At 63.5% G+C, this 15,608-nt stretch carries 17 protein-coding genes; 10 read left to right on the forward strand and 7 right to left on the reverse strand.

What is annotated here, in order from left to right; translation table 11 throughout:
- Positions 1-58 precede the first annotated feature (58 nt).
- Positions 59-880, reverse strand: coding sequence for a shikimate dehydrogenase (gene aroE, locus CGA22_RS07300; protein WP_041023175.1), 822 nt, complete (start codon positions 878-880; stop codon positions 59-61).
- 10 nt (positions 881-890) lie between these two features.
- Positions 891-1,805 (reverse strand): oxygen-dependent coproporphyrinogen oxidase, encoded by a 915-nt coding sequence (gene hemF, locus CGA22_RS07305; protein WP_041023174.1) that lies wholly within the window; start codon positions 1,803-1,805, stop codon positions 891-893.
- Positions 1,806-1,970: 165 nt separating this feature from the next.
- Here hemF and CGA22_RS07310 point away from each other — a divergent pair, with 165 nt between their 5' ends.
- The gene (locus tag CGA22_RS07310) at positions 1,971-2,948 is read left to right on the forward strand and encodes an NADPH:quinone reductase (protein WP_041023176.1); all 978 of its coding nucleotides are present in this window, start codon (positions 1,971-1,973) and stop codon (positions 2,946-2,948) included.
- 311 nt (positions 2,949-3,259) lie between these two features.
- Here the strand turns inward: CGA22_RS07310 and CGA22_RS07315 are convergent, their stop codons facing one another.
- The 3 genes from CGA22_RS07315 to CGA22_RS07325 all read right to left on the reverse strand — a co-directional run bounded on the left by CGA22_RS07315 (position 3,260) and on the right by CGA22_RS07325 (position 6,086).
- Complete coding sequence (locus CGA22_RS07315; RefSeq protein ID WP_003196294.1) at positions 3,260-3,817, reverse strand: L-threonylcarbamoyladenylate synthase; 558 nt, start codon at positions 3,815-3,817, stop codon at positions 3,260-3,262.
- Between the two features lie 61 nt (positions 3,818-3,878).
- A complete protein-coding gene (dprA, locus tag CGA22_RS07320; protein WP_041023906.1) occupies positions 3,879-4,979 on the reverse strand; it encodes a DNA-processing protein DprA in 1,101 nt (366 codons plus the stop codon).
- 81 nt (positions 4,980-5,060) lie between these two features.
- The gene (locus tag CGA22_RS07325) at positions 5,061-6,086 is read right to left on the reverse strand and encodes a LysM peptidoglycan-binding domain-containing protein (RefSeq protein WP_041023907.1); all 1,026 of its coding nucleotides are present in this window, start codon (positions 6,084-6,086) and stop codon (positions 5,061-5,063) included.
- Between the two features lie 155 nt (positions 6,087-6,241).
- Between CGA22_RS07325 and def the strand changes: the two genes are divergently transcribed.
- The 5 genes from def (at position 6,242) to CGA22_RS07350 (ending at position 10,944) form a co-directional block, all read left to right on the forward strand.
- Positions 6,242-6,748, forward strand: a complete 507-nt coding sequence (gene def / locus CGA22_RS07330) for a peptide deformylase (protein WP_041023908.1) — start codon at positions 6,242-6,244, stop codon at positions 6,746-6,748.
- A 69-nt stretch (positions 6,749-6,817) separates the two neighbouring features.
- A complete protein-coding gene (gene fmt, locus CGA22_RS07335) occupies positions 6,818-7,777 on the forward strand; it encodes a methionyl-tRNA formyltransferase (RefSeq protein ID WP_041023909.1) in 960 nt (319 codons plus the stop codon).
- Complete coding sequence (rsmB, locus tag CGA22_RS07340; protein ID WP_041023910.1) at positions 7,774-9,084, forward strand: 16S rRNA (cytosine(967)-C(5))-methyltransferase RsmB; 1,311 nt, start codon at positions 7,774-7,776, stop codon at positions 9,082-9,084. The genes fmt and rsmB overlap by 4 nt, the downstream gene beginning before the upstream one ends.
- A 24-nt stretch (positions 9,085-9,108) precedes the next feature.
- Positions 9,109-10,482, forward strand: a complete 1,374-nt coding sequence (trkA, locus tag CGA22_RS07345) for a Trk system potassium transporter TrkA (protein WP_041023911.1) — start codon at positions 9,109-9,111, stop codon at positions 10,480-10,482.
- A 150-nt stretch (positions 10,483-10,632) separates the two neighbouring features.
- Positions 10,633-10,944, forward strand: a complete 312-nt coding sequence (locus CGA22_RS07350; RefSeq protein ID WP_041023912.1) for a tetratricopeptide repeat protein — start codon at positions 10,633-10,635, stop codon at positions 10,942-10,944.
- 17 nt (positions 10,945-10,961) lie between these two features.
- On the opposite strand, the gene CGA22_RS07355 is transcribed toward CGA22_RS07350, so the two are convergent.
- Both CGA22_RS07355 and CGA22_RS07360 read right to left on the reverse strand, forming a co-directional pair.
- Complete coding sequence (locus CGA22_RS07355) at positions 10,962-11,123, reverse strand: hypothetical protein (protein WP_154673559.1); 162 nt, start codon at positions 11,121-11,123, stop codon at positions 10,962-10,964.
- 50 nt (positions 11,124-11,173) lie between these two features.
- Positions 11,174-11,440 (reverse strand): DUF2790 domain-containing protein, encoded by a 267-nt coding sequence (locus tag CGA22_RS07360; RefSeq protein ID WP_041023913.1) that lies wholly within the window; start codon positions 11,438-11,440, stop codon positions 11,174-11,176.
- A 285-nt stretch (positions 11,441-11,725) separates the two neighbouring features.
- Between CGA22_RS07360 and CGA22_RS07365 the strand changes: the two genes are divergently transcribed.
- The 4 genes from CGA22_RS07365 (at position 11,726) to CGA22_RS07380 (ending at position 15,593) form a co-directional block, all read left to right on the forward strand.
- The gene (locus CGA22_RS07365; protein ID WP_041023914.1) at positions 11,726-12,466 is read left to right on the forward strand and encodes a response regulator; all 741 of its coding nucleotides are present in this window, start codon (positions 11,726-11,728) and stop codon (positions 12,464-12,466) included.
- Positions 12,463-13,776, forward strand: a complete 1,314-nt coding sequence (locus CGA22_RS07370) for an ATP-binding protein (RefSeq protein WP_041023915.1) — start codon at positions 12,463-12,465, stop codon at positions 13,774-13,776. Before CGA22_RS07365 ends, CGA22_RS07370 begins: the two co-directional genes overlap by 4 nt.
- A 213-nt stretch (positions 13,777-13,989) precedes the next feature.
- Positions 13,990-14,637 (forward strand): ferric reductase-like transmembrane domain-containing protein, encoded by a 648-nt coding sequence (locus tag CGA22_RS07375; protein WP_041023916.1) that lies wholly within the window; start codon positions 13,990-13,992, stop codon positions 14,635-14,637.
- Positions 14,638-14,735: 98 nt separating this feature from the next.
- Positions 14,736-15,593 (forward strand): alpha/beta fold hydrolase, encoded by an 858-nt coding sequence (locus CGA22_RS07380; RefSeq protein ID WP_041023917.1) that lies wholly within the window; start codon positions 14,736-14,738, stop codon positions 15,591-15,593.
- The last annotated feature ends 15 nt before the right edge of the window (positions 15,594-15,608 follow it).

Consider the following 15,608-nt stretch of genomic DNA (forward strand, 5'->3'; position numbering starts at 1 on the left):
CCGGTCTGTTGGAAACCGAGGCGCCTGTCTCGCGAGCAAGCTTTGCTCCCACAGTGGTTTACAGCGCCAGCTGGCGACGCAACTCGGCCAGCACCGGCGCGGTGTCCGGCCGCACGCCGCGCCACAGGTAGAACGCTTCGCCCGCCTGTTCCGCCAGCATGCCCAGGCCGTCCATCGCCACCGCGGCGCCCTGTTCGCTGGCCCAGCGGCAGAACGAAGTCGGCTCCTTGCCATACATCATGTCGTAGCAAACGGTCTTGCCGGGCTCGATCAGGCTGCCTGCAATCGGCGGTACATCCCCTGACAGGCTCGCGGACGTGGCGTTGATGATCAGGTCCACCGGCTCGCGCAGCCAATCGAAACCGCTGGCCGAGACCGGGCCCAGGTCGGCGAACAACTCGGCCAGCAACTCGGCTTTTTCCACCGTGCGGTTGGCGATGATCACCGAGGCCGGTGCCTCCGCCAGCAGCGGTTCCAGGGCGCCGCGCACCGCGCCTCCGGCCCCCAGCACCAGGATGCGTTTGCCTTTGAGGCTGAAGCCGGCATTGACGGTCAGGTCCCGCACCAGCCCGGCACCGTCGGTGTTGTCACCCAACAGGCGGCCATCGGCCAACTTGCTCAAGGTATTGACCGCCCCGGCCCGCTGCGCCCGTTCGGTCAGGCTGTCAGCCAGTCGGAAAGCGTCTTCCTTGAACGGCACGGTGACATTCGCCCCACGTCCCTCGCGGAAAAATTCCCGTGCGCAACCGGCAAAATCATCCAGAGGGGCCAGCAGGGTGCTGTAGTCCAGTGTTTGCCCGGTCTGTTCGGCAAACAGGCGATGGATCAACGGCGACTTGCTGTGGCCGATGGGGTTACCCATTACAACGTAGCGGTCCATGGTCATAGAGTCAGGCCTTCGCCAGCCAATCGCGATCCTGCAGGAAATACTCGGTCAGGCGCGCTTCTTCGCTGCCCGGCTCGGCTTTCCAGTCGTAGCCCCAGCGCACCTGTGGCGGCAAGGACATCAGGATCGACTCGGTCCGTCCACCCGATTGCAGCCCGAACAGGGTGCCGCGGTCGTAGACCAGGTTGAATTCCACGTAGCGTCCACGGCGGAACTCCTGGAATTCCCGTTGCTTCGCGGTGAACGGCTCATGTTTGCGCCGGCGCACGATGGGCAGGTAGGCCTCGATGTAGGCATCGCCGATCGCACGGACGAAGGCGAAGCAGGTGTCGAATCCCCACTCGTTCAGGTCATCGAAAAACAGGCCGCCGATACCCCGGGGCTCGTTTCGATGCTTGAGGTGGAAATAGCTGTCGCACCAGGCCTTGTAGCGCGAATACACCTCCGGGCCGAACGGGGCACAGGCCTGCTCGGCTATGCGGTGCCAATGCACGCAGTCTTCCGCGACGCCGTAGTACGGCGTCAGGTCGAAGCCGCCGCCGAACCACCAGACCGGTTCTTCGCCTTCCTTTTCCGCGATGAAAAAGCGCACGTTGGCGTGGGAGGTCGGAACGTGGGGGTTGTGCGGGTGGATCACCAGCGACACGCCCAGGGCTTCGAAACCGCGCCCGGCCAGTTCCGGCCGATGGGCACTGGCCGACGGTGGGAGACCGCTGCCGAAGACGTGGGAAAAGTTGACGCCGCCCTTTTCAATGACCGTACCGTTCTCCAGCACCCGGGTGCGACCGCCACCGCCGGCAGGCCGGGTCCAGGCGTCTTCGACGAAGCGAGTACCGCCGTCTTCGGCTTCCAGTGCAGCGCAGATGCGGTCTTGCAGGTCGAGCAGATAGGCTTTCACGGCCTCGGTGCGAGTGGTCATGACACCCCCTTTGATCAGGACTGGGCTACGCGGCGTACGGCGGGCCGGTGGCCAATGGGCGCACAGGATACCACCGCACTTGCTCACGCCACAGTTGACGCAGGTCAAGCTTAGGAGTCCGATGTCAGGCTTGGTAAAAAGTCCTGCGACAAGGAGAGAATGAAGATGGCCAAACGTATCCAGTTCAGTTCCCACGGCGGCCCCGAAGTGCTTGAGTACGTGGACTATCAACCTGCCGAACCAGGCCCGCAGCAGGTGCGCGTGAGCAACCGGGCCATCGGCCTGAATTTCATAGACACCTATTACCGCAGTGGTCTTTATCCACCGCCGGCCCTGCCCTCGGGCCTGGGCGCCGAGGGGGCGGGCGTGGTCGAGGCGGTCGGCTCAGGCGTTACCCGCTTCAAGGTGGGCGATCGGGTGGCCTATGGCAGCGGTCCGCTGGGGGCTTATAGCGATGTGCATGTGTTGCCCGAGGCCAACCTGGTGCACCTGCCTGAATCCATCAGTTTCGAACAGGCTGCCGGCGTCATGCTCAAGGGCCTGACGGTGCAGTATCTGCTGCGCCAGACCTATGAGCTCAAGGGTGGCGAAACCATTCTGTTCCATGCCGCTGCCGGTGGCGTGGGCTCCCTGGCCTGCCAATGGGCCAAGGCCCTGGGCGTGAAGCTGATCGGTACCGTGAGCTCGGCGGAGAAAGCGGCCGTCGCCAAAGCCCATGGCGCCTGGGAAACCATCGATTACAGCAAGGAAAACGTCGCACAACGGGTGCTGGAGTTGACGGACGGTAAAAAAGTGCCGGTGGTGTACGACGGGGTCGGCAAGGACACCTGGTTGACCTCCCTCGATTGTGTCGCGCCCCGCGGCCTGCTGGTGAGCTTCGGCAATGCCTCGGGTGCGGTGGACGGCGTGAACCTGGGAATTCTGTCAGCGAAAGGCTCGCTGTACGTGACCCGCCCGACCCTGGCGACTTACGCCAACAACGCCGAAAATCTCCAGCGCATGGCCGACGAACTGTTCGGGATGATCAGCAGCGGCAAGCTCACGGTGGATATCAATCAGCGCTATCCGTTGGCGGACGCGGCCAAGGCCCAGACCGAATTGTCGGCGCGGCGCACGACGGGCTCGACCATTCTGCTGCCTTGAGCCTGCGCTAAACCCTGTGGGAGCACAGCATTTACGAGCACCACAATTCAAATGTGGGAGCGAGCCTGCTCGCGATGGCGGTATATCAGACAACACCCGTTCGTCTGACCCGACGCTATCGCGAGCAGGCTCGCTCCCACCTTTGAACGGTGGTGTGCATAAGTTCTGTGTTCAACACAAAACTCTTGTGGGAGCGAGCCTGCTCGCGATGGCGGTGTATCAGACAACACTCATTCGTCTGACCCGACGCTATCGCGAGCAGGCTCGCTCCCACATTGGATAGGTATGGAAACCGGAGGTTGCGACCGGGCTCAGTCCGGTCGAACCACTTTTCCGGTGGCCAGGTCGCGAATCACGCTGGGGTTCTTGCGCCCGCCCAGGTTGCCGCCGAGTACCAGGTCGATCTGCCCGCGGAAGTACTGCTCGACGCGAATCCGCGTGCGCGCTGCCGGGCGGCCTTGGGGGTTGGCCGAGGTGGACACCAGCGGCCCGACCAGCGAGCACAGGTCCCGCACGGTGGGGTGATCGCTGACCCGCAGCGCCACCGTGTCGTGCACCCCGGTGATCCATTCCGGCAGCAGGTTCTGGTGCGGCACCAGCCAGGTGTTGGGCCCCGGCCAGGTGCTGGCCATGCGGTCCATCCAGGTGTCGGGGAAGTCTTCAAACAGGAAATCGAACTGATGGATGTTGTCCGCCACCAGGATCAGCCCCTTGTCGGGCAACCGCGATTTGATCGCCAGCAGGCGCTCCACCGCCTCTTCGTTCCATGGATCGCAACCCAGGCCCCAGACCGCTTCGGTTGGATAGGCAATCACCGCCCCGGCGCGAATTTCTCGCGCGGCTTGTTGCACACGCCAACTGTTGACCATGAAAGATTCTCCGCAACACAAGATAAGGCTGTGCGCAGTTTACCGATCTTCCCCATAAAACCTAGCGCGTGCGCGCAAACCAGCGGCCATTGTCAGACGTGGCGCGCCCCTCCATTTCCAGTTCGGTCAGCGCCGCCAGCACTTTGGACAACCCCCAGCCACTGGCCTCGGCCAACGCCTCGCTGGTGAGCGGCGCGGCATGGAGCAGGCGCAACAGCGGATGGGTGACAGGTGCTGGTTCCAAGGGCAGCGGCAGCCGTTGCCAGCCACGCAAGGCTTCGAGGATGTGCTCCACGGTTTCCACCAGTGCCGCACCGTCGCGGATCAATTGATGACAACCCCGGGCACCCGGATGATGGATCGATCCCGGAATGGCGTACACCTCGCGTCCCTGTTCCGCCGCCAGGCGCGCCGTGATCAGCGAACCGCTGGCGACACTGGCTTCGACCACCAGGACACCGAGGGACAAACCGCTGATGATCCGGTTGCGGCGCGGAAAGTGGCTGGCGTGGGGCGGTGCGTCCAACGGAAACTCCGAGAGCACCGCGCTGCCTTGGGCAATCATCGCGTCCGCCAAGCGACGATTGCGCTGTGGATAAAAATTTTCCAGGCCGGTACCCAGCACCCCGACGGTTTGCCCGCCGACATCCAGTGCCGCCTGATGAGCCGCTGTGTCGATGCCCAGGGCCAAGCCGCTGGTGATGACAAAACCGGCGCTGGCCAGGCTGCGGGAAAACGCTGCGGCCGTGTCCATCCCCGGACGCGAGGCCCGGCGACTGCCCACCATCGCCAGCTGCGGTTTTTCCAGGATGGCGGGGTCGCCAGCGGCGAACAGCAGGGGTGGCGCATCGCTGATCTGCGCCAGCAGCGCCGGGTAGTCAGGTTGGTCCCACATCAGCAAATGCTGGCCCGAACCCTCCAGCCAGGCCAATGCGTGGGCGGCGCCGTCGCGCACATCCGGGTTGCGCCGGGCCTCGGCACTCGCCACGGGCAACCCCAGCGCCCGCCATGCGCTGGCCGGCGCACTGAGGGCCTTGGAGGCCGAGCCGAAGGCTTCCATCAGGGTCATGAAACGTTTGGGCCCCAGCTCCGGCAAGCGGTGCAGGCGCAGGCGGGCCTCCAGTTCCGCGGGGGAAACCGGAGGGCATTCAGGCAATGTCATGTGATCAATCCTTGATCGTCATAGGCCCCGTTCGAACGGGAACAAGCTGTGGATAACTCTGTTGGTAAGTTGTGAGACCCGTTATGGATTGCGCACCTTGTCGAGCACCGCCAGTGAGCGCGAGGCATACAGCACCAGGCCGTAGCTGAGCTTGTCGTAGGTGCGGAACACCATCAGCAGGCCGGCCCGTTCGTCGGGGATCTTCACCGGTTCCCCGGTGACGCGGTCGCGTACGGTTTCACCGGTCTTCATCACCGCCAGCACATTGCCCTCGGCCAGCCCGTCGCGCCGGCCCTTGTTCAGGGTGACCACGTCCAGCGCGCCGATCTGGGTCACGCCCCGTGGCACGTCGAGGATCAGCCCGTTGATGTCCGTTTTCGGCGCGCTGGGCATGAATGTCGAGTTGATCGAGCGTTCTTCGCCGCTGAACAGCCGATCACCCAGGCGTACTTCCTGGGTGGTGCGTTGCAGGGTGAGGGTGGTGACGTCGCCTTCGGCGGCCACGACCTCGGCGCTGCCGATGTCGTCGGCGTTGATGCCCAGCAGTTCCTTGGTCTGCGGGTCGGTGTAGACCTTGCCCTGGCGGAAGATGCCATAGGCCGATTGGTCGGTGTCGAATGCGCCGCGAGCGAAGATCTGGTCCCCGGCGCCGCTGAGCACCCGTTCGGCATTGCCGGCGACGACGTAGGGCGCCTTGTTGAAGTTCGCCGCCGTGTCGACGATGCGGTTGCTCAGCAGGAAGCTGTTGATGGCTTGCAATGGGATGCTCGGGATGGCCTCGGCCACCGGCGAGCTGCGGATCCGCGGCGACAGCTTGATGGTGCCCCGGGAGGCGCCGCGATTGAGGGTCAGCCGTGGCTGGCCATTGACGTAGACCAGTGACAGGGTATCGCCGGGGTAAATCAGGTTCGGGTTCTCGATCTGCGGGTTGGCCTGCCAGAGTTCGGGCCATTTCCACGGTTCGCGCAGGTATTTGCCAGAAATGTCCCACAGCGTGTCGCCAGCGACCACGGTGTATTGCTGCGGGAAACCTTCCCGAAGTTGCACTTGCCCGTGCGCGATACCGGCCGAGGCCAGGAGCAGCAGGGCGAGTAGTGATTTCCTCATGCGGTGAATCCCTTTATCATGTGCGTTCGCGTAAAACGCCAGAGCCCCCGTGGCTCGCTCCGTATCAAGAGCAACGTTTTACAACGGTAGCCTGCATCCCAATACACGCCAGGCCAGCCACCCGACTTTACCTCACACGTGCATTTATCAAGCTTATGGCCATTTTGAACATTCTCGAATTTCCGGACCCGCGCCTGCGCACGATTGCCAAACCGGTGGCCGTAGTGGACGACGAAGTGCGTCAGTTGGTCGATGACATGTTTGAAACAATGTATGAAGCGCCAGGCATCGGCCTCGCCGCGACCCAGGTCAACGTGCACAAGCGTATCGTCGTCATGGACCTCTCCGAAGACCGCAGCGAGCCACGGGTGTTCATCAACCCCGAGTTCGAAACCCTCACCGACGAGATGGACCAATACCAGGAAGGTTGCCTCTCGGTACCGGGCTTCTACGAGAACGTCGACCGTCCACAGAAAGTCAGAATCAAGGCTTTGGACCGTGACGGCCAGCCATACGAACTGGTCGCCGAAGGGTTGCTGGCGGTGTGCATCCAGCATGAGTGTGACCACCTCAACGGCAAGTTGTTCGTGGATTACCTGTCGACCCTCAAGCGTGACCGGATCAAGAAGAAACTGGAAAAGATCCATCGCCAGAATGCTTGATGCCCCCTTCAAAGGCTTGCCGCGGCAAGCCTTTTTTCTTTATGCGACTGCTGTTGATTGAGAGCTTCCATGACTGAGCCACTGCGCATCGTCTTTGCCGGCACTCCCGAGTTTGCCGCCGAACACCTCAAGGCCCTGCTGGCCAGCCCCCATGAAATCATCGCGGTCTACACCCAGCCGGACCGGCCGGCCGGCCGCGGGCAGAAACTGATGCCCAGCCCGGTCAAGCAACTGGCCCTGGAAAACGGTTTGCAGGTGTTGCAGCCGCCGACCCTGCGTGATGGGCAAGCCCAGGCCGAACTGGCCGCGCTGAAGCCGGACCTGATGGTGGTGGTTGCCTATGGCCTGATCCTGCCCCAAGTGGTGCTGGACATCCCGCGCCTGGGCTGCATCAACAGTCACGCCTCGCTGCTGCCGCGCTGGCGCGGTGCGGCGCCGATCCAGCGCGCCGTGGAAGCGGGCGATGCCGAGAGCGGCGTGACCGTGATGCGCATGGAGGCGGGCCTGGACACCGGGCCGATGCTGCTCAAGGTCGCCACCCCCATCAGCGCCGAAGACACCGGTGGCAGCTTGCACGACCGCCTCGCACTGATCGGCCCGCCGGCCGTGGTCGAGGCCATTGCCGGCCTGGCCGCCGGTACCCTGGAAGGCGAAGTGCAGGATGACAGCCTCGCCACCTACGCGCACAAATTGAACAAGGACGAGGCCCGCATCGACTGGAGCCGTCCGGCGGTCGAGCTGGAGCGGCTGGTCCGCGCCTTTAACCCGTGGCCGATCTGCCACAGCACCTTGAACGGCGAAGCGGTGAAGGTACTGGCCGCCCAGTGCGCCGAAGGGAAGGGCGCTCCGGGGCAGATCCTCGAAGCCAGCAAGGACGGCCTCGTCGTGGCCTGTGGCGAGCAGGCACTGTGCCTGACCCGTCTGCAACTGCCCGGCGGCAAGGCGTTGAACTTCAGCGATCTGTACAACAGTCGGCGGGAGAAATTTGCCGTCGGCAGCGTCCTCGGCCAAGCGGTGGAGGCTTCATGAACCCGCGTCTGGCCGCCGCCAAGGCGCTTGCCGCCGTGCTCAGCGGCAAAGCGTCGCTCAACAGTTCCTTGCCGACCCAGTTGGACAAGGTCGAGGACCGTGATCGCGGTTTCACCCAGGACCTGGCGTTCGGCACTGCTCGCTGGCAGCCTCGGCTGTCGGCGCTTGCGGCCAAGCTGTTGCAGAAACCATTCAAGGCCGCCGACGCCGACGTCGAAGCGCTGCTGTTGGTGGGACTTTACCAATTGCTCTACACCCGTGTGCCCGCCCACGCCGCCATCGGCGAAACCGTGGGCTGCGCCGACAAACTGAAGAAACCCTGGGCCAAGGCCTTGCTCAATGCCGTGTTGCGCCGCGCCCAACGGGAAAGCGAAAGCCTGCTGGCCGAACTGGAGCATGACCCGGTGGTACGCACTGCTCATCCGCGCTGGTTGCAGAAAGCCTTGAAGGCGTTCTGGCCCGAGCAATGGGAAGCCATCTGCGCGGCCAACAATGCCCATCCGCCGATGATCCTGCGGGTCAACCGTCGCCACCATAGCCGCGATGCCTACCTGACCTTGTTGGGCGAGGCCGGCATTCCGGCCCGGCCATGCGTGTACAGTCGCGACGGCATCCTGCTGGAAACCCCAGGCGATGTGCGCGCCCTGCCGGGCTTCGCCGACGGCTGGATCAGCGTCCAGGACGAAGCCGCGCAACTGGCCGCCGACCTGCTGGAGCTGGCGCCCGGGCAGCGGGTGCTGGACGCCTGCTGCGCGCCGGGGGGCAAGACCTGCCACATTCTCGAAGCCGAGCCGAAGCTGGCCAGCGTAGTGGCGGTGGACCTGGAAGCCAAGCGCCTGGTGCGGGTGCAGGAAAACCTCGAGCGCCTGGGCCTGGACGCCGAGCTGATCGCCGCCGACGGTCGCGACACCGCGGCCTGGTGGGACGGCAAGCCGTTCCAGCGCATCCTGCTGGACGCGCCGTGCTCGGCCACTGGCGTGATCCGTCGTCACCCGGACATCAAGCTCACCCGCCAACCGGACGACATCGCTGCCTTGGCACTGCTCCAAGGCGAGCTGCTCGACGCCCTGTGGCAGACCCTCGACGTCGGCGGCATCCTGCTCTATGCCACCTGTTCGACCTTGCCGACCGAGAACACTGAGGTGATCGAAGCCTTCCTCGCCCGCACCCCCGGTGCCCGGGAACTGGACATCGCCACCCAGGCCGGCCTGAAACAGCCCCACGGGCGCCAGTTGCTGGCCCAGGAGGGCGGGCACGACGGGTTCTACTACGCCAAGCTGATCAAGATCGCCGCCGCACGCGGTTAAGACCGATTCGATAGGAGTGAACGGATGAAAATCATCATCCTCGGCGCAGGACAGGTCGGCGGTTCGCTGGCGGAGCATCTGGCCAGCGAGGCCAACGACATCACCGTGGTCGACACTGACGGCGAACGCCTGCGCGACCTCGGTGACCGTCTCGACATCCGTACCGTGCAAGGACGCGGTTCCCTGCCGACCGTGCTGCGCCAAGCCGGCGCCGACGATGCCGACATGCTGGTGGCGGTCACCAACAGCGACGAAACCAACATGGTCGCCTGCCAGGTCGCCCACACCCTGTTCCACACCCCGACCAAGATCGCCCGGGTGCGGGAAGCGGCCTACCTGACCCGCGCCGACCTGTTCGATAACGAAGCGATTCCGGTGGACGTGCTGATCAGCCCCGAGCAGGTGGTGACCAACTACATCAAGCGCCTGATCGAGCATCCGGGCGCCTTGCAGGTGATCGACTTTGCCGAAGGCAAGGCGCAACTGGTGGCGGTCAAGGCTTACTACGGCGGGCCGTTGGTGGGGCAGCAACTGCGTCAGCTACGCGAGCACATGCCGAACGTGGAGATGCGGGTCGCGGCGATCTTCCGCCGTGACCGACCGATCCTGCCCCAGGGCGATACGGTGATCGAGGCGGACGACGAGGTGTTCTTCATCGCCGCCAAGGCGAATATTCGTGCGGTGATGAGCGAGATGCGCCGTCTCGACGAGAACTACAAGCGCATCGTCATCGCCGGTGGCGGGCAGATCGGCGAACGCCTGGCCGAAGCCATCGAAAGCCGCTACCAGGTGAAGATCATCGAGATGAACCCGGCCCGCTGCCGCTACCTCTCGGACACCCTCGACAGCACTGTGGTGCTGCAGGGCAGTGCTTCGGACCGCGACCTGCTGCTGGAAGAGAACATCGCCGACGCCGACATCTTCCTGGCCCTGACCAACGACGACGAAGCCAACATCATGTCGTCGCTACTGGCCAAGCGCCTGGGGGCGCGGAAAGTGATGACCATCATCAACAACCCGGCCTACGTCGACCTGATTCAGGGCGGTGACATCGACATCGCCATCAGCCCGCAACTGGCAACCATCGGCACCTTGCTGGCCCACGTGCGCCGCGGCGACATCGTCAGCGTGCACTCCCTGCGCCGTGGCGCGGCCGAAGCCATCGAGGCCATTGCCCACGGCGATGCCAAGTCCAGCAAAGTGATCGGCCGAGCCATCCGCGACATCGGCTTGCCGCCGGGCACCACCATCGGCGCGATCATCCGCGACGAAGAAGTGCTGATCGCCCATGACGACACCATGATCCAGACGGGCGACCATGTGATCCTGTTCCTGGTGGACAAGAAGCACATTCGCGATGTCGAGAAGCTGTTCCATGTGGGGTTGAGCTTCTTCTGACCCTGGATGTGCCGATCGTTCCCACGCTCCGCGTGGGAATGCCTCAACGGACGCTCCGCGTTCGGCGCTTGAGGGGACGCAAAGCGTCCCTGGCTGCATTCCCACGCAGAGCGTGGGAACGATCCTGACCCAACCAACAAGGAAGCCCCCATGCTCGAATCCCTGGAAAAAATGCTCGCCAAGGGTGTGGATAACCCACTGCTGCGCTTCGGCCTGGGCAAGGGCTATCTTGACCTCAACGAATTCCCCCGCGCCGCCGAGCACCTGCAACGCTGCGTCGAGCTCGACCCCAAATATTCGGCTGCCTGGAAACTGTTGGGCAAGGCTCACCAGGGCCAGGGCGACTTAGCGGCCGCGCGTCGTGCCTGGGAACAAGGCCTGGAAGCCGCCCGCGCCCATGGCGACAAACAGGCCGAAAAGGAAATGACGGTGTTTCTCAAGAAACTGGACCGCCATTCCTGATACACCCCACAACGCCTTCAAAGGCCAACCGCCCGCGGCGAGGGCGTTTTCTTCAGCGGTGTGAGCTGGTAGCAGAGGCCGCTGTTGCCTCGGTTGTGCTCACCGGCGGCATTGGCGTGGGCAGCCATGCCGCCCAATGCGAGGGCAAAAGCGGTCAGGTAGGTCTTGAGCTTCTTCATAGTGACTCCTGTTTGCACGATGATTACGGCTTTAATGAGGGCCGTGAAGCTCAGCTCCCTTCGTTGTTGCAGGTGTCTGCCTGCTTGAGGTACGTCAGGGACCGCTGCTCACCCATCGAATCGAGGTAGTTGATCTGCGCATTCACCAAGCCGCAGGTCTGGCCGCCGTCCTCAGTCAGCGAGACCACTCGCTTGATGTCCAGGTGGGTGCCGTAGGTGTAGGTCTCGCTGGCGGCTTTGTCCTGGGCCAAGGCGGGTAATGCGGCGGCGCTCAGGGCAGTGATCAGGCAGGCGGTAGCGATGGTTTTCAGTTTCATGGTCGTTTTCCTTCAATGAGTTCGATGGTTTCATCGAGGCGATTCATGTTGTCTCGATGGAGCTCATTAAAGGCCGCTGAGGTATCTCGGCTGTGTCGAGAAACACCTCGGTTGGATGCGTTACGTATCTGAGGTGGGTTGCGATACAGAGCGATACAATCGCTGCTGTTTTGGTTGGGCTCTGGCTTAATCTCGGGCTGGAAAAGCAGAACCGCGCTGCCCTGCCAACCGGCACCGGGCATCGCCACACTGCGCACTCGATGCGCGCATTTCGGAGAGCAGGGCATGGAACATGTCGATCACGTATTGATCGTGGATGATGATCGCGAGATCAGGGAGCTGGTCGGCAACTACCTGAAGAAGAATGGTCTGCGCACCACCGTGGTCGCAGATGGTCGGCAGATGCGGGCCTTTCTCGAAACCAACCAGGTGGACCTGATCGTGCTCGACATCATGATGCCGGGGGATGACGGGCTGCTGCTGTGCCGCGAACTGCGCGCGGGCAAGCATAAGGCGACCCCTGTGCTGATGCTGACGGCTCGCAGCGACGAGACCGACCGCATCATTGGCCTGGAAATGGGGGCTGACGACTACCTGGCCAAACCCTTCGCCGCCCGGGAACTGCTCGCGCGTATCAATGCCGTGCTGCGGCGTACCCGCATGCTGCCGCCCAACTTCGTCGTCACCGAAAGCGGCCGCTTGCTCAAGTTCGGCCGGTGGCGCCTCGACACCACCGCTCGCCATCTGCTCGATGAAGACGACACCCTCGTCTCGCTGAGCGGCGCCGAATACAGGTTGCTGCGGGTGTTCCTCGATCATCCCCAGCGGGTGTTGAGTCGCGACCAGTTGCTCAACCTGACCCAGGGCCGTGACGCGGACATCTTCGACCGCTCCATCGACCTGCTGGTCAGCCGCGTGCGTCAGCGCTTGCTGGATGATGCACGGGAACCGCTCTACTTGAAGACGGTGCGCAATGAAGGCTACGTCTTTACCTTCGCCGTCGAGATGCTCGAGGAGCAGGCATGAAGCTCGCGTTGCAATGGCCCCGCACGCTGGCCTCGCGATTGTGGCTGGTGTTCCTGGTCGGTCTGATACTTGCCCAGTCCCTGACGTTCGCAGCCCAGTACTACGAACGCTACCAAAGCACCAAGACCGCCATGCTGGGCAACTTCGAACACGACACGGCGACTTCCATCGCCATCCTCGACCGTTTGCCTGCCGACGAGCGCCTGGCGTGGACCAAGCGTCTGCAGCGGCGCAACTACGACTACCTGCTGCGCGAACATGACCCTGGCATTCCGCTGGCCTCGAACGATCTCGCGGCGACGGCGGCGCAATCACTTCAGGTCTCGCTGGGCAGCAACTATGACCTGACCTTTGTCCAGATCCCGGGGCCGCAGCAGCATTTCCAGGCCCAGGTGCGACTGGCTGACGGCAGCCCGGTCACCATCGACGTGCGCCCCTCGGTCAAGCCGTTGTCGCCCTGGTTGCCCTTTGTGCTGTTGGGTCAGTTGGTGTTGCTGATCGGCTGCACCTGGCTGGCCGTGCGGATCGCGATACGCCCACTCAGTCGCCTGGCCGAAGCCGTGGAGAACCTCGACCCGAACGCGCACCCCGTGCAGCTGGATGAAAGCGGCCCACGTGAAGTGGCCTACGCTGCCCGGGCCTTCAACAGCATGCAGGCGCGAATCGCCGCTTACCTGAAAGAACGCATGCAACTGCTGGCGGCCATTTCCCATGACTTGCAGACGCCCATCACGCGGATGAAGCTGCGCGCCGAGTTCATGGACGACTCGCTGGAGAAAGACAAACTGGGCAACGACCTGAACGAAATCGAGCACCTGGTGCGTGAAGGTGTCGCCTATGCCCGCAGCGTCCATGGGGCGACCGAGGCCAGTTGCCGCATCAGCCTGGACTCCTTTCTCGACAGCCTGGTATGCGACTACCAGGACACCGGCCGGGAGGTCAGCCTGCGCGGCAATAACGGTGCGGTCATCGAGACACGGCCCCATGCGCTGCGTCGGATCCTGGTGAATCTGGTGGATAACGCGCTGAAGTACGCCGGCACCGCCGAAGTGGAGATCAGCGGCGACGCGAGCACGGGCGTTTCGATCAGTGTGCTCGACCGAGGCCCGGGCATTCCCGAGGAGGTCCTGGCCGAGGTGGTCAAGCCGTTCTATCGAGTGGAAAGCTCACGCAACCGCAGCACCGGCGGCACCGGCCTGGGCCTGGCCATCGCCCAGCAGTTGACTGCCGCAATTGGTGGGTCACTGAGCGTGCGCAACCGCGACGGCGGCGGTCTTTGCGTGACCCTCGACTTCGGCCTCAATCGGTAGACCATGCTGGCTGCACAGGAAGTGCAGCCGCTACCGGCGGGATGCATAGACGTGCATTTGTAAGCCATTGTATCTAGCGTATTCGCGTACTCAAAAGAACGTATAACCGCCGGTTGTCGAACATAGGCGGTATACATCCCCTTGCAAGAATTCTCCCCATCGAATCGCCATCGGCCTCCCTGAATGGCGAACCTTACGACAGGAGATCTTGCCATGAATAACCCATCCTACCGCCCCCAGGGCTGGCAGCTGTTCGGCCTGATCGGTGCGCTGGTGGTGGCGATGAGCATCACGGCGGTCGCTGTCCAACCCGACCTGGTCGAGGGACTGCGCAGCGCCATCCGCGCCACCGCCCGTTCCTCCTTCGCATTGTTCCTGATCGCATTCACCGCATCGGCTTTCGCCGTACTGGTGCCTTCGCCGCTCGCCAAGGCACTGGTTCGGGAACGGCGTTTCATCGGCCTTGCCTTTGCCTTCTCGCACCTGGTGCACGCCGTGCTGATCTACGCCTACGGGCAGCTCAACACCGAGTTCTGGCCGGCCCGCACCGTGGCAAACAACATCCCGGGCGGGACCGCCTACACCTTCATCGTGCTGATGGCGCTGACCTCATTCAAAGCGCCTGCCCGGCTGCTGGGGCCCAAGGCTTGGAAGACCTTGCATGTCACTGGCATGTGGGTCATCGCCGCCGTATTCGCCCTCTCCAACTTCAAGCGCATCCCGATGAGTGACTGGTACGTGCTGCCCTTCGGCATCACCTGCGCCGCCGTGGCGATCCGCCTGGTCGGCAAGCTGGCCATCGCCAACAAACGCAGCCAAGCCAGGCAGGCATCGATACGCCGGGCGGCGGTGATCTCCTGAGCTCGCAGCCAGCAAAGCTGGCCTTCTCAGACACGACATATTTCTCCAATACATTTCAGAGGCCGTCATCCCGACTGCCTAAAACAAGGAAGCAAAAAATGAGCACCAGCACCCCTACCCAGAACGGCAGCTATATCACCACCCAGGACGGCGTACAGCTCTACTACAAGGACTGGGGCCCGAAGGATGGACAAGTCGTCACCTTCAGCCATGGCTGGCCGCTGAATTCGGATAGCTGGGAATCACAGATGCTGTTCCTGGCTGACCAAGGCTACCGGGTGATCGCCCACGACCGCCGCGGCCATGGCCGCTCCAGCCAGCCGTGGGAAGGCAACGACATGGATCACTACGCCGATGACCTGGCCGCTGTGATCAACGCCCTGGATCTCAAAGACGTCACCCTGGTGGGCTTCTCCACCGGTGGCGGCGAAATCACCCGCTACATCGGTCGCCACGGTACCGCTCGGGTGAAGAAGGCCGCATTGATCAGCGCCGTGCCACCAATGATGCTCAAGACCGCAGACTACCCGGGCGGCCTGCCGATCGAAGTGTTCGACGGCCTGCGCCAGGCCTCGCTGGACAACCGCTCGCAGCTGTATCGCGACATCGCCTCGGGCCCGTTCTTCGGCTTCAACCGCGACGGGGCGAAGGTCTCTCAGGGGCTGATCGATTCGTTCTGGGTGCAGGGCATGCAAGCGGGCCACAAGAACACCTACGACTGCATCGCGGCGTTCTCGGCGACGGACTTCCGCGCCGACCTGGCCAAGTTCGACGTGCCGACCCTGATCGTGCATGGCGACGACGACCAGATCGTCCCGATTGACGCCTCCGCCCATGCCGCCGCCAGGCTGGTACGCAACGCCGAGCTGATCGTCTACCCGGGTGCGCCCCACGGCCTGACCGACACCCACAAGGATCGCCTGAATCAGGACCTGTTGAACTTCCTGGGTCAGTAAACCGATTGCCCCGCT

This window comes from Pseudomonas sp. PSB18, assembly GCF_014596565.1.
In the GTDB taxonomy this organism is placed as follows: Bacteria; Pseudomonadota; Gammaproteobacteria; order Pseudomonadales; family Pseudomonadaceae; genus Aquipseudomonas.

Bases quoted from the DNA above. Each gene is read 5' to 3' on its own strand.
- CGA22_RS07355 (WP_154673559.1), bottom strand. From the start codon at position 11,123: ATGAAGAAGCTCAAGACCTACCTGACCGCTTTTGCCCTCGCATTGGGC.
- aroE (WP_041023175.1), bottom strand. From the start codon at position 880: ATGGACCGCTACGTTGTAATGGGTAACCCCATCGGCCACAGCAAGTCG.
- CGA22_RS07370 (WP_041023915.1), top strand. From the start codon at position 12,463: ATGAAGCTCGCGTTGCAATGGCCCCGCACGCTGGCCTCGCGATTGTGG.
- CGA22_RS07325 (WP_041023907.1), bottom strand. From the start codon at position 6,086: ATGAGGAAATCACTACTCGCCCTGCTGCTCCTGGCCTCGGCCGGTATC.
- fmt (WP_041023909.1), top strand. From the start codon at position 6,818: ATGACTGAGCCACTGCGCATCGTCTTTGCCGGCACTCCCGAGTTTGCC.
- rsmB (WP_041023910.1), top strand. From the start codon at position 7,774: ATGAACCCGCGTCTGGCCGCCGCCAAGGCGCTTGCCGCCGTGCTCAGC.
- CGA22_RS07380 (WP_041023917.1), top strand. From the start codon at position 14,736: ATGAGCACCAGCACCCCTACCCAGAACGGCAGCTATATCACCACCCAG.
- CGA22_RS07365 (WP_041023914.1), top strand. From the start codon at position 11,726: ATGGAACATGTCGATCACGTATTGATCGTGGATGATGATCGCGAGATC.
- def (WP_041023908.1), top strand. From the start codon at position 6,242: ATGGCCATTTTGAACATTCTCGAATTTCCGGACCCGCGCCTGCGCACG.
- CGA22_RS07360 (WP_041023913.1), bottom strand. From the start codon at position 11,440: ATGAAACTGAAAACCATCGCTACCGCCTGCCTGATCACTGCCCTGAGC.
- CGA22_RS07375 (WP_041023916.1), top strand. From the start codon at position 13,990: ATGAATAACCCATCCTACCGCCCCCAGGGCTGGCAGCTGTTCGGCCTG.
- dprA (WP_041023906.1), bottom strand. From the start codon at position 4,979: ATGACATTGCCTGAATGCCCTCCGGTTTCCCCCGCGGAACTGGAGGCC.
- CGA22_RS07315 (WP_003196294.1), bottom strand. From the start codon at position 3,817: ATGGTCAACAGTTGGCGTGTGCAACAAGCCGCGCGAGAAATTCGCGCC.
- hemF (WP_041023174.1), bottom strand. From the start codon at position 1,805: ATGACCACTCGCACCGAGGCCGTGAAAGCCTATCTGCTCGACCTGCAA.
- CGA22_RS07350 (WP_041023912.1), top strand. From the start codon at position 10,633: ATGCTCGAATCCCTGGAAAAAATGCTCGCCAAGGGTGTGGATAACCCA.
- trkA (WP_041023911.1), top strand. From the start codon at position 9,109: ATGAAAATCATCATCCTCGGCGCAGGACAGGTCGGCGGTTCGCTGGCG.
- CGA22_RS07310 (WP_041023176.1), top strand. From the start codon at position 1,971: ATGGCCAAACGTATCCAGTTCAGTTCCCACGGCGGCCCCGAAGTGCTT.